The following is a 16415-nucleotide window of genomic DNA, read 5'->3' on the forward strand; positions in this document are numbered from 1 at the left end:
CCGCCCCGCATGACGCCGGCGGGAGGCGATTTCCTTACATGCCGCGCGTCACCGTCTGCGACGCCGCGATCAGTTCCGGCAGGATGTTCTTGCGCATGTCCTCCGACGTAACGCGCGCCGTCGGGCAGCAGACGTTGAGGGCGGCGAGCACCCGGCCCTCTCGGTTGCGCACCGGGACGGACAGCGAGCCAAGCCCGATCTCCAGTTCCTGGTCGACGAAGCTATAGCCTTCCAGCCGGACCTTTTCGATCTCGGCACGCAGCTTGACCTTGGACGTGACCGTGTGCGGCGTGATCGGCTCCAGCTTCACGCGATCGATATAGCGTTCCAGCGCATCGTTCGGCTCGGCCGCCAGCAGAACGCGCCCCGTCGACACCGCATGGGCGGGAGTCGTGCTGCCGATCGTGATGCTTACGTTCACCAGCCGTTCGGATGTCGCCCGCGCGATATAGGTCACGTAGTCACCCGTCAGGACCGCGGCGAAGACCGATTCCTGAAGCTCTCGCGAAAGGTCATTCATGACGGGCTGGATGACGTCGAGAATACCCATCGACGACAGCGCCGAATAGCCAAGCTCAAGCACCTTGGGCTTCAGGCTGAAAAGCTTGTCGTCCTTTTCGGCATATCCTTCGCGCACCAGCGTCAGCAAGAACCGCCGCACCGTGGCGCGCGTCATACCAGTCGCCCGGGAGATTTCACTCAAGGTCATCTTCGGCCGTGTACGCGTGAAGGACGATATCACTTCGAGCCCGCGGGCCAGCGAATTGACATAATCGCGATCACTGACGTCCTGTTCGGCTGAAACCATATTCACTCCTTTGCCGTGCCCGACCGTCGATCGAGGCGGCGTTGTTTGAACCCGGCCTACAATGCTTCAGCCATTGCGTCGATTCCGCGCAGCGCAGAATGCGCCATCCCCTTGCGCGATCGCGCCCCGCGGCATTATTACCACATAGCGCACATGTGTTCGCGTGACGAGCGAGGGGTTTTACGTAATGGCAGTGAGCAGTTCCGGTCTCAGCACGGCGGAGATCGACCGCAAGTTCGTGTTCCACCCCTTCACCATGCTGGCCGACCATGAGCGCAGCGGCCCACCCGTGGTGATCACGCACGGCAAGGGCGCCGTCCTGACCGATGAGCGCGGTATCGACTATGTCGATGCGATGGCCGGCCTGTGGTGCGTCAACGTCGGCTATGGTCGCAGCGAGATTGCCGACGCGCTGCGCGATCAGGCCAATCAGCTTTCCTATTGCCACGCCTTTTCCTCGATGAGCAGCGACAAGCCCGCCCTGCTCGCCCAGCGGCTGATCGACATGGCACCCGCCGGCATGTCGAAGGTGTTCTTCGGCAATTCGGGCTCGGACGCCAACGACACCCAGGTGAAATTGGTGTGGTATTACAACAATGCGCTGGGCCGCCCGCAGAAGAAGAAGATCATCGCCCGCCAGCGCGGCTACCATGGCGTGACGATCATGACCGCCGGCCTGACCGGCCTGCCGGGCCTCCACGCCGGGTTCGACCTACCGCTGCCGATGGTGCGCCACACCACTGCCCCGCGCCGCCTGTGGGAAGGCCATGGCCTGACCGACGCGGAATTCACCGCCAAGCTGGTCGCGGACCTCGAGGAACTGATCGCGCGCGAGGGCGCGGACACGATCGGCGCGATGATCATGGAGCCGGTGATGGGCGCCGGCGGCGTGATCGCTCCCCCGGAGGGCTATTATGCCGCGATGCGCGACGTGCTTCGCCGCCACGACATCCTGCTGATCGCCGACGAAGTGATCTGCGGCTTCGGGCGCCTGGGCGCGATGTTCGGGTCCGAGCTGCTCGACATGCAGCCAGACATGATCACCGTCGCGAAGGGCCTGACCTCCGCTTACTTCCCGCTCTCCGCCTGTATCGTCGGGCAGCGGGTGTGGGACGTGCTGAGCGGCGCGGGCAGCCAGTTCGGCGCCTTCGGCCATGGCTACACCTATTCCAGCCACCCGCTGGGCGCGGCCGCCGCGCTCGCCAACCTCGACCTGATCGACAAGGAGAACATGCTCGCCCGCGTCGCCGACGAGGGTGCGCATATGCAGGCGGCGCTGCGCACTGCCTTTGCGGATCATCCCCTGGTCGGCGAAGTGCGCGGCCAAGCGTTGATCGGCGCGGTCGAGTTCGTGAAGGAAATCCGCGACACCGGGCCGGTTGCCTTCGATCCGGCGCTGAAGGTCGCCGCGCGCATCGTGAAGGGCGCGCTGGACCGCGGCGTTATCGGCCGCGCGCTGCCGTCGGCCGACACCGTCGCCTTCTCGCCCCCGTTCGTCATCCAGCGCGAAGAGATCGATCGCTCGGTTGCTGCGTTCCGCGATGCCGCGGATCAGGTTCTGGCCGAGCTGCGCGGCAGTGGCGACGCCTGATCTGAAACTCGGTGCCGCCGCACCCCAAAAAGCGGCGGCACAGACAAGCGAAAAGGGGCGCGCACCATATCGGTCCGCGCCCCTTTCCATCTGCGGTCACGACTGCCGTTCAGGCGCGGGCGTTCTTCCGTTGATGCGCGGCCCAAGTGGTCGAACCGATCGCCGGATCATCCAGGTTGCGGGGGGCCAGCGGCTTCACGACCTGATTGTGAGGGCCGGTCTTCACCATCTCCGGATCGCGATAGGCCTCGTCCACGACATGGGCGAGCACGTCGATCCAGTAATCCACGTCCTCGCGCGACCACATCTCGCCCGCCTCCGGCGTGAACGGCTGTGGGACGAGCCACGGCTCATGGCTCAGCCAGAAGGCGTCGATGCCGAAATCGCCCATGCGGTTCTGCACGTCGAGCGCGCTGACGCCGGTTTCCTCGAACAGCTTCTCCATGCTGAAGCGCGTCATTTCCAGACGCCAGCCCGGCATGTCCGGGTGTGAGCGGGTGACACCGCGCACCTCAAGCAGGCGCTTCTCCATGTAATTGTTCAGCAGCACCGACATGTCGGACGCTTCGGACAGCCCCTCGACGCCCATCGCCCGGACCCAGGCATATGCCTTGAACACCTGATGCAGGTTGCCGAGATATTCGCGCACCTTGGGCGCATCAACCGATCCGTCCTCAAGCGTGAAGCGATCCTCGGCACGCACCACGCGCGGCCCCGGCAGGAACGGCAGCAGTTCCGCCGAACAGCCGTAGGCGCCAACCGCCGGACCGCCGCCGCCCTTCGACACGCCGAACGTCTTGTGCAGCATGAACATGCACGCATCGAAGCCCAGGTCACGCGCCCGGATTTTCGTCATCACGCCGTTGAAATTGGCGTGATCGTAGAAAGCGAGGCCACCGGCGGCCTTCACGATGCGCACCCACTCATCGATCTCGGGGTTATAAACGCCCATGTCGTCGGGGTTGTTGATCATCAGCGCTGCCGTTTTTGACGACACCGCGGCGCGCAGCGCGTCCAGTTCGGGATAACCGTTCGGCCCCAGCGGAAGCGTGATGACATCGAAACCGGCGGTCGCGGCGGTCGCCGGGTTGCACGGGTGCGACTGGATACTGGTGATGATCTCGGTGCGCTGCCCCGCCTCGCCACGGGACGCGTGCCACGCGCGCGTGATGCACGCCTGCGTATAGGCGGCGTCCGCCCCGCCCGCCGGCTGGAAAGTGAAACCGTCCATGCCCGACAGCGCGCGCAGCGCCTCTTCCATCCCATGAACCGCGGCCAGCAGGCCCTGAATCGTATCGGGATGCTGCGCCGGATGGACGCCCGCGATCTCGCGCCGCATCGCCGATTGCTCGCCGCGGCGCGGATTGTATTTCATCGTGCAGGTGCCGAACAGGCTGATGCCGATCATGCCCATCGTCTCCTGCGACAGGCGCAGGTAATGGCGCAGCACGTCCGGCTCGGAATTTTCCGGCAGCGCTGGCGGGTTCGCACGGCGCAGCGCGGCGGGCACGCGGGAGGCGCCGCCCTCCACGCGCGGGAAATGCTGTCCACGCCGGCCCGGCGCGCCCATTTCCATGATGATCGGCTCGTCCCAGACGGGTGCGTGATAGCGACGGAGCGTCATGCCAGGATCTCCTGCAGCGCGACGCCCAGCGCATCCACACTGGCGTCGTCATGAATTTCGGTGAAGGCGTAAAGCGCGGCCGACGGCAGCTCGGGGCACAGCTTGCCCACGTCGATCCCGCCCAGGATGTTGCGCGCGCGCAGCGCCGCGTCGACGCTCGCGACATCGGCGCGATCATAGGAAAGCGGGAACTCCTTGAAGAACCCTTCGGTCTCCGGAACCGAGACCCCGGCTATCCCGGCCAGCCGCTCGGCGGCGCGGTGCGATCGATCGAGGATCAGTTCACCCACTTCGCGAAAGCCGGCCGGGCCGAGCAGCGCCATGTACACGCTGGCGCCAACCGCCCAGAGGTAGGTCGAATTGCCGGTCCAGTCCTTCCCCTCCTCACGCGAACCGTAGGAGGATTGGTGGAACCGCATCATGCCGAACGCCATCTTGCCATCGACCGTCTCGGTGATGCTGTTCAGCAGCGTCGGATATTCGGCGGTGTAGCGTTCCTCGTCGCGCGACGCGATGAAGCCGCCCAGACCGCCGCCAGCATGCATGTGGATGCCCAGCGTCTGGATCGTGCCAACTGCGATGTCCGCGCCATAGGCGCCCGGTGCAGCAATGACGCCCAGGCTGATCGGGTCGACACCAACCACCGCCTCGGCACCCACGGCGTGCGCGATATCGACGATATCGGCCACGCGATGCTCCAGCCCGCCGAGGAATGCAGGATTCTCGAAATAGACCGCCGCGATCCCGTCATCCGCCAGCGTACGCAGCGCATCGACATCGGCGCGGCCCAGCAGGTCGCACGGATATGTCTCGACCACGATCCCGCGGTCGGCACCGGCGGAGGCGCAATAGGAATGGAGCACCGCGCGCCGCTCCGGGCACATCCGCGCCGGGACCAGCACGCGGCGTCGGCCGTTCAGCCGCGCCGCCATGCGCAGCGCGTGCCCGGCGGCACAGCCCCAGCTGTACACCGGCAGGCCGACCATCTCGAGCTCGAGCAGCGCGCCGAGCTGGCTGGTGAATTCGAACCAGGCCTGGTTGCGCCCGAAGTCGGACGAGGGCGTGCCCCACACCGGCGTCAGGAATTCGGCGCGGTTGACGATCTCGTCCACCACGGCGGGGACGTGATGCTGCCAACAGCCCCCGCCAAGAAAGCTCGTCATCGACGCCGCCGGCCGGTTCTGCGCCAACAGCCCGTCAAGATGCCGCGCCAGCTCCACCTCGGAGCTGAGCGTCGGCGCCATTTCGATCGGCGTGCGCAGGCGGTGATAATCTGGGATTTGCCCAAACAGGGCCTCGGTCGTGTCGGCGCCAATCGCCCGCAGCAGGTCTGCGCGTTGCTCGGCCGTCGAATTGGGCATGTAAGGATGCGCGCGATCCGGTGCTGGCATGGAGTCTCTCATGGATTTGTGCTAACAGCGCACATTATGATTGCTGTGCGAACAGGACTTGCGTGCGCCTCGGCCTGATTGTCAACCCGGTCGCCGGGATTGGCGGGCCGCTCGCGCTGAAGGGATCCGATGGCGTGAGCGGCTCCGCGCTGGCGACGACGGCTCCGTCGCTGACAACGGCGCGTGCCGCGGCGGCGCTGGCCGCGCTTGCCGGCGAACCGTGCACGATCGTGACCAGCGCAGGCGCGATGGGCGAGGATGCCGCCCGGTCCGCCTCCCTACCGTGCGACCTGGCCCACGCGGCAGCTGCCGAGCGGACCACCTCAGCCGACACGATTGCGGCAGCGCGAGCGATCCTGTCCGCCGGCGTCGACCTGCTGGTCTTTGCAGGGGGGGACGGCACGGCACGTGACCTTCTTGCCGCTGACCTGGGGTGCTTGCCCGTCATCGGCATACCCGCCGGGGTGAAGATGCACAGTGCGGTCTTTGCGACGAGTCCCGCGACGGCTGGCACCATCCTGAAAAGCTGCCTCACCGGCTACGGTCGCCCGCCCGTTGCGGCGGACGTGATGGATCGCGATGACCGGGGTGCTATCACGCTATATGGCGTACTGCATGTGCCGCGGGCGCGCGGGATGCAGGCGGCCAAGGCAACATCGGCCAGTACCTCGGCCGCTGATCTGGAGCGTGCCGCCGCCGCGCTGGCGCGCGAATTGCGCGGCGAACCGCTGGCGATCATCGGTCCTGGCGCCACGATGATGATGGTGAAGCATGCGCTGGCGGGATGCGGCACCTTGCTGGGCGTCGATGCCTTTGCGCATGGCGAGCCGGTGGCGATCGACGCCCGTGCCGCGACGCTGCGCAGGCTGACCGCCGATACGCCGCCGCGCCTCGTGCTGGGCGTGATCGGCGGGCAGGGCTTCGTCCTTGGCCGCGGCAACCAGCAGATCGACGCCGCGGTGATCGCCCGCGCTGCGCCGCAGGGCCTGATCGTCCTGGCGGACGCCGGGAAGCTGGCGGCGCTCAGCGATGCGACATTGCTGGTCGACAGCGGCGACGCTGCGCTGGACCGCGCCATGGAGGGCTATGTCCGCGTGCGGACCGCGCCCGGCCGTTCGATGATGATGAAGCTGCGCGCCGCTTGAGCCAGGCGACTTCTGCTCACGCCCCGCGCGGTGATGAGCGCCTGATGTCATATGCATCGCCGGGCTCTCCAGCGACAAACCGGTCCGGCGCAAAGCCCATCGCACGCGCGGCGGCGGCGAGCAGCCGCGGTGGCTCCTCACGCGGTTCGTCGGTGAGCTGGAACGTGCCCCAGTGGATGCCGATTGCCTGTGCCGCGCCGACCTGCTCGCAGATGCGCACGGCTTCGGCCGGGTCAACATGCTGGGGCGCCATGAACCAGCGCGGGGCATAGGCGCCGATCGGGATCAGCGCGGCGTCCGGGCTGCCGAGCCGCTCGGGCAATTGTTCAAAGATCGCGCCGTCGCCATAGCCAGTGTCGCCGGCGAACCAGATCGTCCCCGCCGGCGTCGTCAGATAATGGCCGCTCCACAAGGACATGCGCACGTCCGTCGGCCAGCGGTTCGCCCAATGATAGGCGGGGGTCAGCGTCGTCGCCACGCCCTCGCCCAGCCGCAGCGTGTCCCACCAATCCCCCGCGAGACAGCGTGCGCCGGGCACGCCGGCGCGGACGATCGCGTCATTGCCCAGCGGCATCGCCATCAGCGGATCATGCGCCGCCTGCAGCCGGCGCAACGTCGCGATATCCAGATGATCGTAATGCGCATGGCTGATCAGCACGACGTGGATCGGCGGCAGATCCTCGAACCGGATGCCGGGCGCCGTCACACGTCGGGGCCCGAGCCGGCTGAACGGACTGGCGCGCGGCGACCACACAGGATCGGTCAGGATGTTCCAACCCGCCGCCTGGATCAGCGTGGAGGCATGGCCGACCATGGTAATGCGGATCCCTGGCACGTGCGCGTCGGGGACCGCGGGCGATACCGGCACCGTTTCGGGCCAGCGTGCTGCGCCCCCCGCCAGTTTCCACCGCAAGATGGCGCGCAGCCCGCCCTCCGGCCCCGATTGCCCGGGGTTGAAGAAGCGGGTGCCGTCGAAATGGTCGGTCGGGGGCCCGTGGTAACAACGGTTGCGCGCCACGCCGTCAGCGACGCTCGACCGATCCAGCAAAGGTGACGCCCGCGCGCATCGCGCTCACGCCGCCGCCGCGCCGCGATCGGGATTGCGCTGCCACACCTGTTCGGCGAGCAGGGTGGCAAAGCCGAGCCAGGCGACGAACGGCACGCCGAGCAGCCCGGCCGGTCGGTCTACCCGGCTCGCCGCGACGACATAGCCTGCGCCGGTGCCCATCATCATCGCCGATGCCGCGGTGCTCGCGCCAAGCGCGCGCTTGCGGAAGAACAATTCGGTCCAGCCGCCGATCATCCCGGTGTTGAGCAGCCACAGGCCAACGCCCAGATTACGGCTCGTGCTCGCGGGTGCGCGGAGCAGGCGATAGCCGCCGACCGCGAGGCTCGCTTCGAGTGCCGGCCAGACCGCACCGAAGGCGGCGTCGGGCGGGGTGAACGACGGCTTGTCCAGCCGGCGATACCACCCGCGGATGCCGGGGTGGCTCTTGTCAGGGGCGTTGCGTCGACCGACCAGCGCGCTCACGCCCATGACACCAGCAACGATCGTCGCTGCGGCGACGCGCGAAAGCCCAGTCGCGGGCTGCGTGCGGGCGGCGATCATGCGCCGAGATACCGCTGCAGATCGTCGCTGCCGCCGATCCGTTCACCATCGATGAAGACCTGCGGCGTGGTCTCCACACCCTGGTCCGCCTTGAACGCATCCACCTCTTCGCGCGTCGAGAGAATGCGATCGTCAACGGCATATCCCGCCGTTTCCAGCATCTCCTTCGCACGCACCCCGAACGGGCAAACATGGTCGGGCAGCACCATCCGGTACAAAATCGCAGACTTTTGATCCGCCACCAGCGTCTCCATCACATCAATGATCCTTGTCCCGGAACACAGCGCAGGATGGCGTCGTCAGTTCCCATGGCCGCCCCGCCCCGGTCAGCCACCGACCATGAGCGGCGATTCGATGTTCCACCTTCGTTCCGGATCGGCTATAGCCGCTGCCATGCCGAGCCGGCCGATCACCCGCCGTCCCCACCGCGCGCTCCTGGCGGATCACCGCTGATGGCGCGGCGCGGGGGCAGTGCCGATCTGCCGCTGCATGGCGGCCGCGTGCCTGCGTGGCTGGGGCAGCGGATGGCGCGACTGGGCGCGGTTATCGCGGAGGCGATCGTAATCGAATACGGGCGCGACGAATTCCTCCGCCGGCTGGCCCACCCCTTCTGGTTTCAATCCTTTGGCGCGGTGATGGGGATGGACTGGCATTCCTCCGGCATCACCACCAGCGTGCTCGGCGCGCTGAAGCGGGGGCCGGCGCCGCGCGCGGGCGACCTTGGCCTCCACGTCTGCGGCGGGCGCGGCCGCCATAGCCGCGCCACGCCGGCGGAACTCGCCGCGGTGGGTGCGCGCGTCGGTATCGACGGCGACGCGCTTGCCCGCGCCAGCCGGCTGGTCGCCAAGGTGGACAGCGCGGCGGTGCAGGACGGGTTCGATCTCTATCTTCACGGCTTCATCGTCGGCGACGACGGGCGCTGGGTGGTCATCCAGCAGGGGATGAATGGCGATCGCCGTCAGGCCCGGCGTTACCACTGGCTGTCGGAAGGGATGGAAAGCTTCCTCGATGCGCCCCATGCCGCAATCGAGGGGAACAGCCGCGGGCGAATCGTGAACCTGGCAGACACCCGCGCCGCCGCCTCCCGCGACCGGCAACTGTCGCTGCTGCGTGATGAGGGCCCGGACGGCGTTGTCGGGCTGCTCCGCGACATCGATCCGGAAGCGGGCGGCCACCGACCCGCGCCGCCCGATCCGCAGGCGATGCTGCCGCATCTCGCGATGCCGGCCCATCACGATGTCAGGTCGGAGAACGTCGTCACCCGCCGCCTCCATGGTGCGCTTGCCGCTGCGGCTGAGCGCGGGCCGGCGGACTTCCCGGAGCTGCTGCTGATCCCCGGCATCGGTGCGCGTACCGTCCGCGCGCTCGCGATGGTGGCGGAGGTCGTGCACGGCGCACCCTGTCGGTTCAGCGATCCGGCACGCTTCAGTCTGGCGCATGGCGGCAAGGACGGCCACCCCTTCCCGGTGCCGACGCACGTTTATGATCAGACGATCGGCGTGATGAAGGCGGCCGTCACGGCCGCACGGCTCGGGCAGGATGAGAAAAGCGCCGCGCTCCGCCGCCTCGATCGACAGGCACGCCGGCTCGAGGCGCGTGCGCGCGGCCCGTCAGTCGAGGCATTCATCGCCGAGGAACGCCGCCAGTCGCACGCCTACGGCGGCCGCAGCGTGTTCGGCCATGAAGTCGCGCCGCGCGACGCCGGGGCACAATGATGGCCATGGACATGCTGTTCGACCTGCCTGCCATGCCTGCGCAGCCTGCCCTTCCCGGCCTGTCCACCACCAGCGATCTGGTCACGGCAGCGGAGGAGCAGCAACTGATCGCCGCGATCGATGCGACGGCGCTCGCGCCATTCCGCTTCCAAGGCTGGACCGGCAAGCGGCTGACCAGCTCCTTTGGCTGGCATTATGATTTCGATCGCGGTCGGCTGGAGCCGGGGGTGCCCTTTCCCGACTGGCTGATTCCGATCCGCGACCGGGCCGCCGCCTTTGCCGGCATTGCCGCCACTGATCTCGTCCAGGCGCTCCTCATCCGCTACGATCCCGGCGCTGGCATCGGCTGGCATCGCGACCGGCCTGCCTTCGGCCATGTGCTCGGCATCTCGCTCGGCGCGCCGGCCGCGATGCGCTTTCGTCGCCGGGCAGGCGCGAAATTCTCCCGCGTGACCGTGCCGCTGGCGCCGCGCGGCGCCTATCACCTCAGCGGCATGGCACGCGACGACTGGGAACATAGCATCGCCGCGATGGAGGAAACCCGCTGGTCAATCACCTTGCGCAGCCTGCGCACTGCGGCCGGAGACGCGCGCTGACGGTCGCCCCTCCGTAAGATTGCTGAGCGCACCCGCGCGCACGGCCTGTCATTCCCTGTGATCCGCACAGCGGACAAAAAGCCAACGGGAGCGGAGGACAGGAGATGGCGCATCGCGCGCGGATCGTGCTCGCGTTTGTCGCCGTACCGCTGTTGCTGAGCATCCTGTGGGCCTTCAGCATGATGCGCACCCCAGGCTCCGGCGGCTTCTGGGGGGTTCGCCATACGCTGATCAATTACACCGGGCTGGTGGCGATCGGGCTCATGTCCGTCGGGTTGATCCTGGCCGCGCGCCCCGTCCAGATCGAAGGCTTCCTGGGTGGGCTGGATAAATACTACCGCCTGCACAAATGGTTCGGGATCGCGGCGACGATCGTCGCGATCATCCATTGGTTGATCGAGATCCTGCCGCGCAATTTTGTGCGTTGGGGTTGGCTGGAAGCACCCGTGCGCCGCCCACGAAGCGGCGCCGCAGTACCGGCCGGCTTCGACCCGTTCCGCGACTGGCATGGCGCCGCGGTCAGCGTGGCGGAGCCTGCGCTGTACCTGATGATCGCGCTGGTGCTGATCGCCTTGTGGAAACGCTTTCCCTATCGGCTGTTCTTCACCACCCACCGGCTGCTCTCGGTCGTCTTTCTCGTGCTGGTGTTCCACGCCACGATCCTCATGGGGCGCACCTATTGGGCGGCGCCGATCGGGCCTTTCCTGAGCGTGCTGATGGCCGCCGCATCGGTCGCGGCCATGGCATCGCTGTTCCACCGCATCGGCAAATCGCGCCGTGCGACGGGTACGATCGAGGCGGTCGAGCATTATCGTGACAGCAACGTGACCGAGGTGGTCGTCCGCCTCACGACTGCCTGGCCCGGGCATCTTGCCGGCCAGTTCGCCTTTGTCGACTTTGGCGACCGGGAGGGCGCGCACCCCTTTTCGATCGCCTCTGCCTGGCGCCATGACGGCCGTCTCCGCTTCGGCATCAAGGGGCTGGGCGATTATACCAAGGCGCTGCCCGACCGCCTGTTTCCCGGACAGACCGTCACGATCGAGGGGCCCTATGGCCGGTTCGATTTCGATTCCGGCCGCCGCCAGTTGTGGATCGCCGGCGGGATCGGCATCGCCCCCTTCGTCGCCGGGCTCGAATGGCTGGCGGATGAGGATCGGCCAGCCAGCGTCGACCTGATCTATTCCACCAGGATGCGCGACGATGCACTGCTGCATCGTCTGTCCGAGCTGGTCGATCGCACCGGCGTGCGGCTGCACCTGCTCGTCACCCCGCCCGACCCGCAGCTGACGGTTCCACGCCTTGAGGAAATGGTGCCCGACTGGCGATGTGCCGATGTCTGGTTCTGCGGCCCCGCCGCCTTCGGGGATGCGATGCGCGGCGGCATGATCGCCAACGGCTTTCCGGCGTCCCGCTTCCATCAGGAATTCTTTGAGCTGCGCTAGCCGCCTGCCCAGCCGCGTGGCGGCAGCACCTGTCGTCGTGCCCTGTAATGGCCACGGCCACCCGAGCCATCCGTGCATCCCCTCACTAGACCTCGGCGCTGATCCGCTGAACTCTGGTTTCGGGACAGCGTTCAACCCGTGCTGCCCTACTCGAAGGAGTTTCCGATGACGCGAAGCTTTGTAATCGCGGGGGCAATCCTGGCCGCCTGCGCAGCTACCACCGGTTCGGCCCAGACGACGCCCCAGATCGAACGGCAGGCCCAGGTGCCGCAGAAGGACGGCATGACCTACATCGACGTGTTCAAGGTGAACAAGAAGATGGAGACGATCACCTGCCGCGACTTCAACCTCGTGGACGTCAATTATCGCCCGCAGGCCGTCGTCTTTGCCGCGAATTATGGCCCGAAGGGAAAGATGTCCGATCCGTCGGTCACCGTCGACGGCGTCGCCAGCGTCGTGCCAGTCGTGGTGGACGCTTGTCGTGCAACCCCGGGCAACAATTTCGTCGCCGCCGTCCGCCGTGCCATGGCGCAGCAGCGTGCCGGCATGAAACGTTAACTCCCCGCCTCGGTGCCGGCGCTGACCGCGTCGGCACACTTTTTGGCGCGGTTGCGTGAACCCGATCGATAATGGCCGGCACGGATCGCGCACGACGGTACCGTCTTGGCGGACTGACGCTCGCACGAACTTGGGATCGTGATCGTTCCGATGGGATGGCGACGGTTTAGCCGCCGCGGCACGCTGCAGCCGTGTGGCTCGCAAGTGCGCCTCACCGCGCGATCACGCGCTGGTGGATGGATCGTAATGTGGTGGAAATGGTGGAGCCGAGGGGGATCGAACCCCTGACCTTCGCAATGCCATTGCGACGCTCTCCCAGCTGAGCTACGGCCCCATTCCGTTGGGAAGGCGCCCACTAACGGGGCGCTTCAGACTTGGCAAGCGGCCTTTTTGAAGAAAGCCGCCTGCCAGCCTATTTTTCTTCAGACGATCAGTTGTTGTCGTCGTCGTCGGTCGGCGCTTCCACGCCCAGATCGTCGTCACCGCCCAGATCGACTTCGTCGTCAGCGTTGGGCTCCTCGTCCTCGTTCTCGACCAGATCCGTATCGTCATCGCCAGCGAGATCGCTGTCGGCTGCCTTCTCGGACTTCGCCGCCTCGAACGGCATCGGCTGCTTGGACTTGAGGATCGGCTCCGGCTCCCATGCGTAGCCGCATTCGATGCACGTGACCGGCTCGTCCTTCTGCAGGTCGTAAAAACGCGTCGCGCATTTCGGACACGTCCGCTTCGTGCCCCATTCCGGCTTGATCATGCCGTCTCTTGCCTTTCGGAAAATTGGTTCAGCAGGTATTGACCTGTGAAGTGGCGCGCGCCTTGCCATAGCGCAACCCCGCTGGCAAGGCGCGGCGCGCAATGGCGCACCCTGATCCCCGTCCCGTCTCCGTTCATTCGGCCCCTCGCCTCGCCGGCCGCATTCGCGTCCCAGGCGACAAGTCGATCAGCCACCGTGCGCTGATGCTCTCCGCGCTGGCGGTTGGCGAAAGCCAGGTTGAGGGACTGCTGGAAGGGGAGGACGTGCTCGCCACTGCCGCCGCGATGCGCGCGATGGGCGCCACCATCGTACGCGGCGATGACGCAATCTGGCGGATCAACGGCGTCGGCGTCGGTGGGCTGCTCCAGCCACAGGCCGCGCTCGAGATGGGCAATTCGGGCACCTCGACGCGCCTCCTGATGGGGCTGGTCGCCAGCCATCCGATCACCGCCACCTTCACCGGCGACGCGTCGCTGTCAACGCGGCCCATGAACCGCGTCATCGATCCGCTCTCGACGATGGGCGCGGAGTTCACCGCCTCGCCGGGCGGCCGGCTGCCGCTGATGGTGCGCGGCCTGTGCCCTGCGGTGCCGATCACCTATCGCCTGCCGGTCGCCTCGGCGCAGGTGAAGTCCGCCTTGCTGCTGGCCGGCCTCAACACGCCCGGCATCACGCGCGTCATCGAACCGGTGCCGACGCGCGATCATAGCGAGCGGATGCTGGCCGGATTTGGCGCGGAGATCAGCGTCGAGGAGAGCGATGAAGGGCGCATCATCTCGCTCACGGGCGAGGCGGAGCTTCGCCCACAGTCGATCGTCGTGCCGGGCGACCCCTCCTCCGCCGCCTTCTGGATGGTCGCCGCGTCGATCGTCCCGGGCAGCGACGTGGTGATCGAGAACGTCGGCTTGAACCCGACCCGCGCCGGCCTTGTCACCGTGCTTCGCCTGATGGGCGCGGACATCGTCGAACAGGATCCGCGCGTCGTCGGCGGCGAGCCGGTCGCCGACCTGCGGGTGCGCCACGCCGCGCTGTCGGGGATCGAGGTGCCGCATGATGTCGCGCCGTCGATGATCGACGAATATCCCGTGCTGTTCGTCGCCGCCGCCTTTGCCAGCGGCCGGACGATCGCGCGTGGCGCGGACGAGCTGCGCGTCAAGGAATCGGATCGCATCGCGGTGATGAAGGCCGCACTGGAGGCCAATGGCGTCCCCTGCGAGGAGCATGAGGACGGGTTGACGATCGAGGGGACGGGCGGCGACCCGATCCCCGGCGGCGGCACGGTTGCCTCGCGGCTCGACCATCGCATCGCGATGAGCATGGCGGTGGCCGGCCTCCACGCCGCGCAGCCGGTCGCGATCGACGACGCGAGCCCCGTCGCCACCAGCTTCCCCAGCTTCTTCGATCTGCTGACCCAGCTTGGCGGCCGCGTCACATGGGCCTGAGCACGGGCCTGCACAGGGGGCCAAACAGGAGGCCGACCGGCGCCTCATTGATCGACCGCCGCGCGCTGATCGCTGGCGGTGCCAGCCTGGCGGGCGTCGCGCTGGCCGGTGCCGGCCCCGCGCGGGCGCGAGATCTCGCGCGGCCGACGCGCGAGCTGATGGTCCCGGTCGAGGGCGGGCGCGTCTATGTCCGCGTCGATGGCGACCTCGCCGGCGCGCGCGCGCCGATCATCATGGCCCATGGCGGCCCCGGGGGAACGCACGCGAGCTTCCTCGAAGCGCTCGCGCTCGCTGGCGAGCGGGCGGTGATCCTCTACGACCAGCTCGATTCCGGCCGCTCCGATCACCCCAACAATCCTGCCAACTGGCGCGTCTCGCGCTTCGTAGATGAGCTGGAGGCGATCCGCGCCGCGCTGGGTGTCGCTCGCTGGCACATGCTCGGCGCAAGCTGGGGCGGAACGATCGCGCTCGAATATGGCGCCCGCCGGCCGGCGGCGCTCGCCGGGCTGGTGCTCGCCAGCCCGCTGATCTCGACCCGCAGCTGGCTGGCCGATGCGCGCGCGCTGATCGGCGAACTGCCCGCCCCCATCCAGGAGGAGCTGCGTCGCTGCGGCGCGCTCACCCTGCCCGCCCCGCCGCCCAGCTGCGACGAGCCGACCCGTGCATTCTATGCGGCGTTCAACCGGCGCGAGCCGCCGGCACCTGATATCAAGGCCTACACGGGGCAGGGTCGCGGCTTCAACGCGGAGCTGTATCGCGCGATGTGGGGCGCCAGCGAGTTCGTTTCGACGGGGACGCTCAAGGATTATGATGGCGAGCCGTTGCTCGCCAAGCTCGAGGGGAAGCGTACCTTGTTCCTTTGCGGTCAGTATGACGAGGCACGCCCCGTCACCGTCGGCGCCTTCGCCGCGCGGGTGCCCGGCGCCGGCTTCGGCGTCGTCCCGGGGGCCGCCCACGGCCTGTTCAACGATCGCCCGGCGGAGACGATCGGCATGCTGCGTGCCTGGCTCGCCCGGCAGGACGTGCTGGCATGATCATCGCCGTTGATGGCCCCGCCGCGTCGGGCAAGGGCACGATCGCCAAGGCACTGGCGCGCCACTATAATCTCCCGCATCTCGACACCGGGCTGCTGTACCGCGCGGTGGCCGCGACGGTGCGCCGGCTGGAACTCGATCCGACGCGCGAGGCCGATGCCGTCGCCGCGTGCGACTTCGACGAACTGACGCTCGCAGACCCGGTGCTGCGCGAGGAGGAGATCGGCAAGCTCGCCTCCGTCGTCTCCGCGCATCCGCTGGTCCGCGCCGCGCTGCTCCAGCGGCAGAAAAGGTTCGCACATCAGGAGGGCGGCGCCGTCCTCGACGGGCGTGACATCGGCACCGTCATCGCGCCTGATGCCGATGCCAAGCTGTTCATCCGCGCGACGCCTACGATCCGCGCCCGCCGCCGCCACAATGAACTGATTTCCCACGGCGCATCGGTCAGCTTCGACCAGGTGCTCGCCGACATCCGGGCGCGCGACACGCGCGACAGCTCCCGCTCGACCGCGCCCCTGGTGCCCGCGAATGACGCGGCGCTGCTCGACACCAGCTTCCTGTCGATCGAGGCGTCGATCGAAAAGGCGATCGCCCTGGTCGAGGCACGGCGCCGCAAGGAGGGCTGACGACTCGGGGCCAGGGGTTGGTCGGTGGCGCGGTGAGCGCCCCGCAATATCGCCCCGCTTGTCCGCCCCACCTTGCTCCCACG

General features: G+C 67.8%; 16 protein-coding genes and 1 tRNA gene. 9 read left to right on the forward strand and 8 right to left on the reverse strand.

Annotation, left to right across the window (positions count from 1 at the left end; genetic code table 11):
• Window positions 1-34: 34 nt before the first annotated feature.
• A complete protein-coding gene (locus tag XM50_RS18280) occupies window positions 35-808 on the reverse strand; it encodes an IclR family transcriptional regulator domain-containing protein (protein ID WP_046411458.1) in 774 nt (257 codons plus the stop codon).
• A 187-nt stretch (window positions 809-995) separates the two neighbouring features.
• On the opposite strand from XM50_RS18280, the gene XM50_RS18285 reads away from it, so the two are divergent.
• Window positions 996-2399: an aminotransferase gene (locus XM50_RS18285; RefSeq protein WP_052742653.1), complete on the forward strand. Its 1404-nt coding sequence runs from the start codon at window positions 996-998 to the stop codon at window positions 2397-2399.
• A gap of 109 nt (window positions 2400-2508) precedes the next feature.
• On the opposite strand, the gene gcvPB is transcribed toward XM50_RS18285, so the two are convergent.
• Together gcvPB and gcvPA are read right to left on the reverse strand one after the other, a co-directional pair.
• Window positions 2509-4023, reverse strand: a complete 1515-nt coding sequence (gene gcvPB / locus XM50_RS18290) for an aminomethyl-transferring glycine dehydrogenase subunit GcvPB (RefSeq protein WP_046411461.1) — start codon at window positions 4021-4023, stop codon at window positions 2509-2511.
• Window positions 4020-5414: an aminomethyl-transferring glycine dehydrogenase subunit GcvPA gene (gene gcvPA, locus XM50_RS18295; RefSeq protein WP_046411464.1), complete on the reverse strand. Its 1395-nt coding sequence runs from the start codon at window positions 5412-5414 to the stop codon at window positions 4020-4022. Before gcvPA ends, gcvPB begins: the two co-directional genes overlap by 4 nt.
• A gap of 62 nt (window positions 5415-5476) precedes the next feature.
• Here gcvPA and XM50_RS18300 point away from each other — a divergent pair, with 62 nt between their 5' ends.
• Window positions 5477-6559 (forward strand): ATP-NAD kinase family protein, encoded by a 1083-nt coding sequence (locus XM50_RS18300; protein ID WP_046411466.1) that lies wholly within the window; start codon window positions 5477-5479, stop codon window positions 6557-6559.
• A 16-nt stretch (window positions 6560-6575) separates the two neighbouring features.
• Here XM50_RS18300 and XM50_RS18305 read toward each other — a convergent pair whose 3' ends face one another.
• The 3 genes from XM50_RS18305 to XM50_RS18315 are packed head-to-tail and all read right to left on the reverse strand — an operon-like array spanning window position 6576 to window position 8422.
• On the reverse strand, window positions 6576-7607 hold the full coding sequence (locus tag XM50_RS18305) for an MBL fold metallo-hydrolase (protein ID WP_231622020.1): 1032 nt from the start codon (window positions 7605-7607) through the stop codon (window positions 6576-6578).
• A 24-nt stretch (window positions 7608-7631) separates the two neighbouring features.
• Window positions 7632-8168, reverse strand: coding sequence for a TspO/MBR family protein (locus tag XM50_RS18310; protein ID WP_052742654.1), 537 nt, complete (start codon window positions 8166-8168; stop codon window positions 7632-7634).
• On the reverse strand, window positions 8165-8422 hold the full coding sequence (locus XM50_RS18315; RefSeq protein ID WP_231622021.1) for a glutaredoxin domain-containing protein: 258 nt from the start codon (window positions 8420-8422) through the stop codon (window positions 8165-8167). Before XM50_RS18315 ends, XM50_RS18310 begins: the two co-directional genes overlap by 4 nt.
• Window positions 8423-8620: 198 nt before the next feature.
• Here XM50_RS18315 and XM50_RS18320 point away from each other — a divergent pair, with 198 nt between their 5' ends.
• The 4 genes from XM50_RS18320 to XM50_RS18335 all read left to right on the forward strand — a co-directional run bounded on the left by XM50_RS18320 (window position 8621) and on the right by XM50_RS18335 (window position 12479).
• Entirely contained in the window at window positions 8621-9883 is a 1263-nt protein-coding gene (locus XM50_RS18320) for a DUF763 domain-containing protein (protein ID WP_046411468.1), read from the forward strand.
• Window positions 9883-10479 (forward strand): alpha-ketoglutarate-dependent dioxygenase AlkB, encoded by a 597-nt coding sequence (locus tag XM50_RS18325; RefSeq protein WP_156167299.1) that lies wholly within the window; start codon window positions 9883-9885, stop codon window positions 10477-10479. Before XM50_RS18320 ends, XM50_RS18325 begins: the two co-directional genes overlap by 1 nt.
• Before the next feature lie 104 nt (window positions 10480-10583).
• Window positions 10584-11921 carry a ferredoxin reductase family protein gene (locus XM50_RS18330; RefSeq protein ID WP_046411471.1) on the forward strand — a complete coding sequence of 446 codons (1338 nt, stop codon included), beginning with the start codon at window positions 10584-10586 and terminating at the stop codon, window positions 11919-11921.
• Between the two features lie 165 nt (window positions 11922-12086).
• Entirely contained in the window at window positions 12087-12479 is a 393-nt protein-coding gene (locus XM50_RS18335) for an HdeA/HdeB family chaperone (RefSeq protein WP_046411989.1), read from the forward strand.
• A gap of 258 nt (window positions 12480-12737) precedes the next feature.
• Here the strand turns inward: XM50_RS18335 and XM50_RS18340 are convergent.
• A tRNA-Ala gene (locus tag XM50_RS18340) sits at window positions 12738-12813 on the reverse strand.
• A 96-nt stretch (window positions 12814-12909) separates the two neighbouring features.
• Window positions 12910-13230 (reverse strand): TIGR02300 family protein, encoded by a 321-nt coding sequence (locus XM50_RS18345; RefSeq protein ID WP_046411472.1) that lies wholly within the window; start codon window positions 13228-13230, stop codon window positions 12910-12912.
• A 101-nt stretch (window positions 13231-13331) separates the two neighbouring features.
• Between XM50_RS18345 and aroA the strand changes: the two genes are divergently transcribed.
• The 3 genes from aroA to cmk are packed head-to-tail and all read left to right on the forward strand — an operon-like array spanning window position 13332 to window position 16332.
• Window positions 13332-14672: a 3-phosphoshikimate 1-carboxyvinyltransferase gene (aroA, locus tag XM50_RS18350; RefSeq protein ID WP_046411473.1), complete on the forward strand. Its 1341-nt coding sequence runs from the start codon at window positions 13332-13334 to the stop codon at window positions 14670-14672.
• A gap of 47 nt (window positions 14673-14719) precedes the next feature.
• Window positions 14720-15706 (forward strand): alpha/beta fold hydrolase, encoded by a 987-nt coding sequence (locus XM50_RS18355; protein WP_231622022.1) that lies wholly within the window; start codon window positions 14720-14722, stop codon window positions 15704-15706.
• A complete protein-coding gene (cmk, locus tag XM50_RS18360) occupies window positions 15703-16332 on the forward strand; it encodes a (d)CMP kinase (protein ID WP_046411475.1) in 630 nt (209 codons plus the stop codon). The genes XM50_RS18355 and cmk overlap by 4 nt, the downstream gene beginning before the upstream one ends.
• The last annotated feature ends 83 nt before the right edge of the window (window positions 16333-16415 follow it).

This window comes from Sphingomonas sp. Ag1, from assembly GCF_000980895.1.
GTDB lineage: Bacteria > Pseudomonadota > Alphaproteobacteria > Sphingomonadales > Sphingomonadaceae > Sphingomonas > Sphingomonas panaciterrae.

What these genes read in the sequence shown, in the direction of transcription:
- XM50_RS18280 (WP_046411458.1), bottom strand. Translation starts at nt 808, where the DNA reads ATGGTTTCAGCCGAACAGGACGTCAGTGATCGCGATTATGTCAATTCG.
- XM50_RS18285 (WP_052742653.1), top strand. Translation starts at nt 996, where the DNA reads ATGGCAGTGAGCAGTTCCGGTCTCAGCACGGCGGAGATCGACCGCAAG.
- gcvPB (WP_046411461.1), bottom strand. Translation starts at nt 4,023, where the DNA reads ATGACGCTCCGTCGCTATCACGCACCCGTCTGGGACGAGCCGATCATC.
- gcvPA (WP_046411464.1), bottom strand. Translation starts at nt 5,414, where the DNA reads ATGCCAGCACCGGATCGCGCGCATCCTTACATGCCCAATTCGACGGCC.
- XM50_RS18310 (WP_052742654.1), bottom strand. Translation starts at nt 8,168, where the DNA reads ATGATCGCCGCCCGCACGCAGCCCGCGACTGGGCTTTCGCGCGTCGCC.
- XM50_RS18315 (WP_231622021.1), bottom strand. Translation starts at nt 8,422, where the DNA reads ATGGAGACGCTGGTGGCGGATCAAAAGTCTGCGATTTTGTACCGGATG.
- XM50_RS18320 (WP_046411468.1), top strand. Translation starts at nt 8,621, where the DNA reads ATGGCGCGGCGCGGGGGCAGTGCCGATCTGCCGCTGCATGGCGGCCGC.
- XM50_RS18325 (WP_156167299.1), top strand. Translation starts at nt 9,883, where the DNA reads ATGGCCATGGACATGCTGTTCGACCTGCCTGCCATGCCTGCGCAGCCT.
- XM50_RS18330 (WP_046411471.1), top strand. Translation starts at nt 10,584, where the DNA reads ATGGCGCATCGCGCGCGGATCGTGCTCGCGTTTGTCGCCGTACCGCTG.
- XM50_RS18335 (WP_046411989.1), top strand. Translation starts at nt 12,087, where the DNA reads ATGACGCGAAGCTTTGTAATCGCGGGGGCAATCCTGGCCGCCTGCGCA.
- XM50_RS18345 (WP_046411472.1), bottom strand. Translation starts at nt 13,230, where the DNA reads ATGATCAAGCCGGAATGGGGCACGAAGCGGACGTGTCCGAAATGCGCG.
- aroA (WP_046411473.1), top strand. Translation starts at nt 13,332, where the DNA reads ATGGCGCACCCTGATCCCCGTCCCGTCTCCGTTCATTCGGCCCCTCGC.
- cmk (WP_046411475.1), top strand. Translation starts at nt 15,703, where the DNA reads ATGATCATCGCCGTTGATGGCCCCGCCGCGTCGGGCAAGGGCACGATC.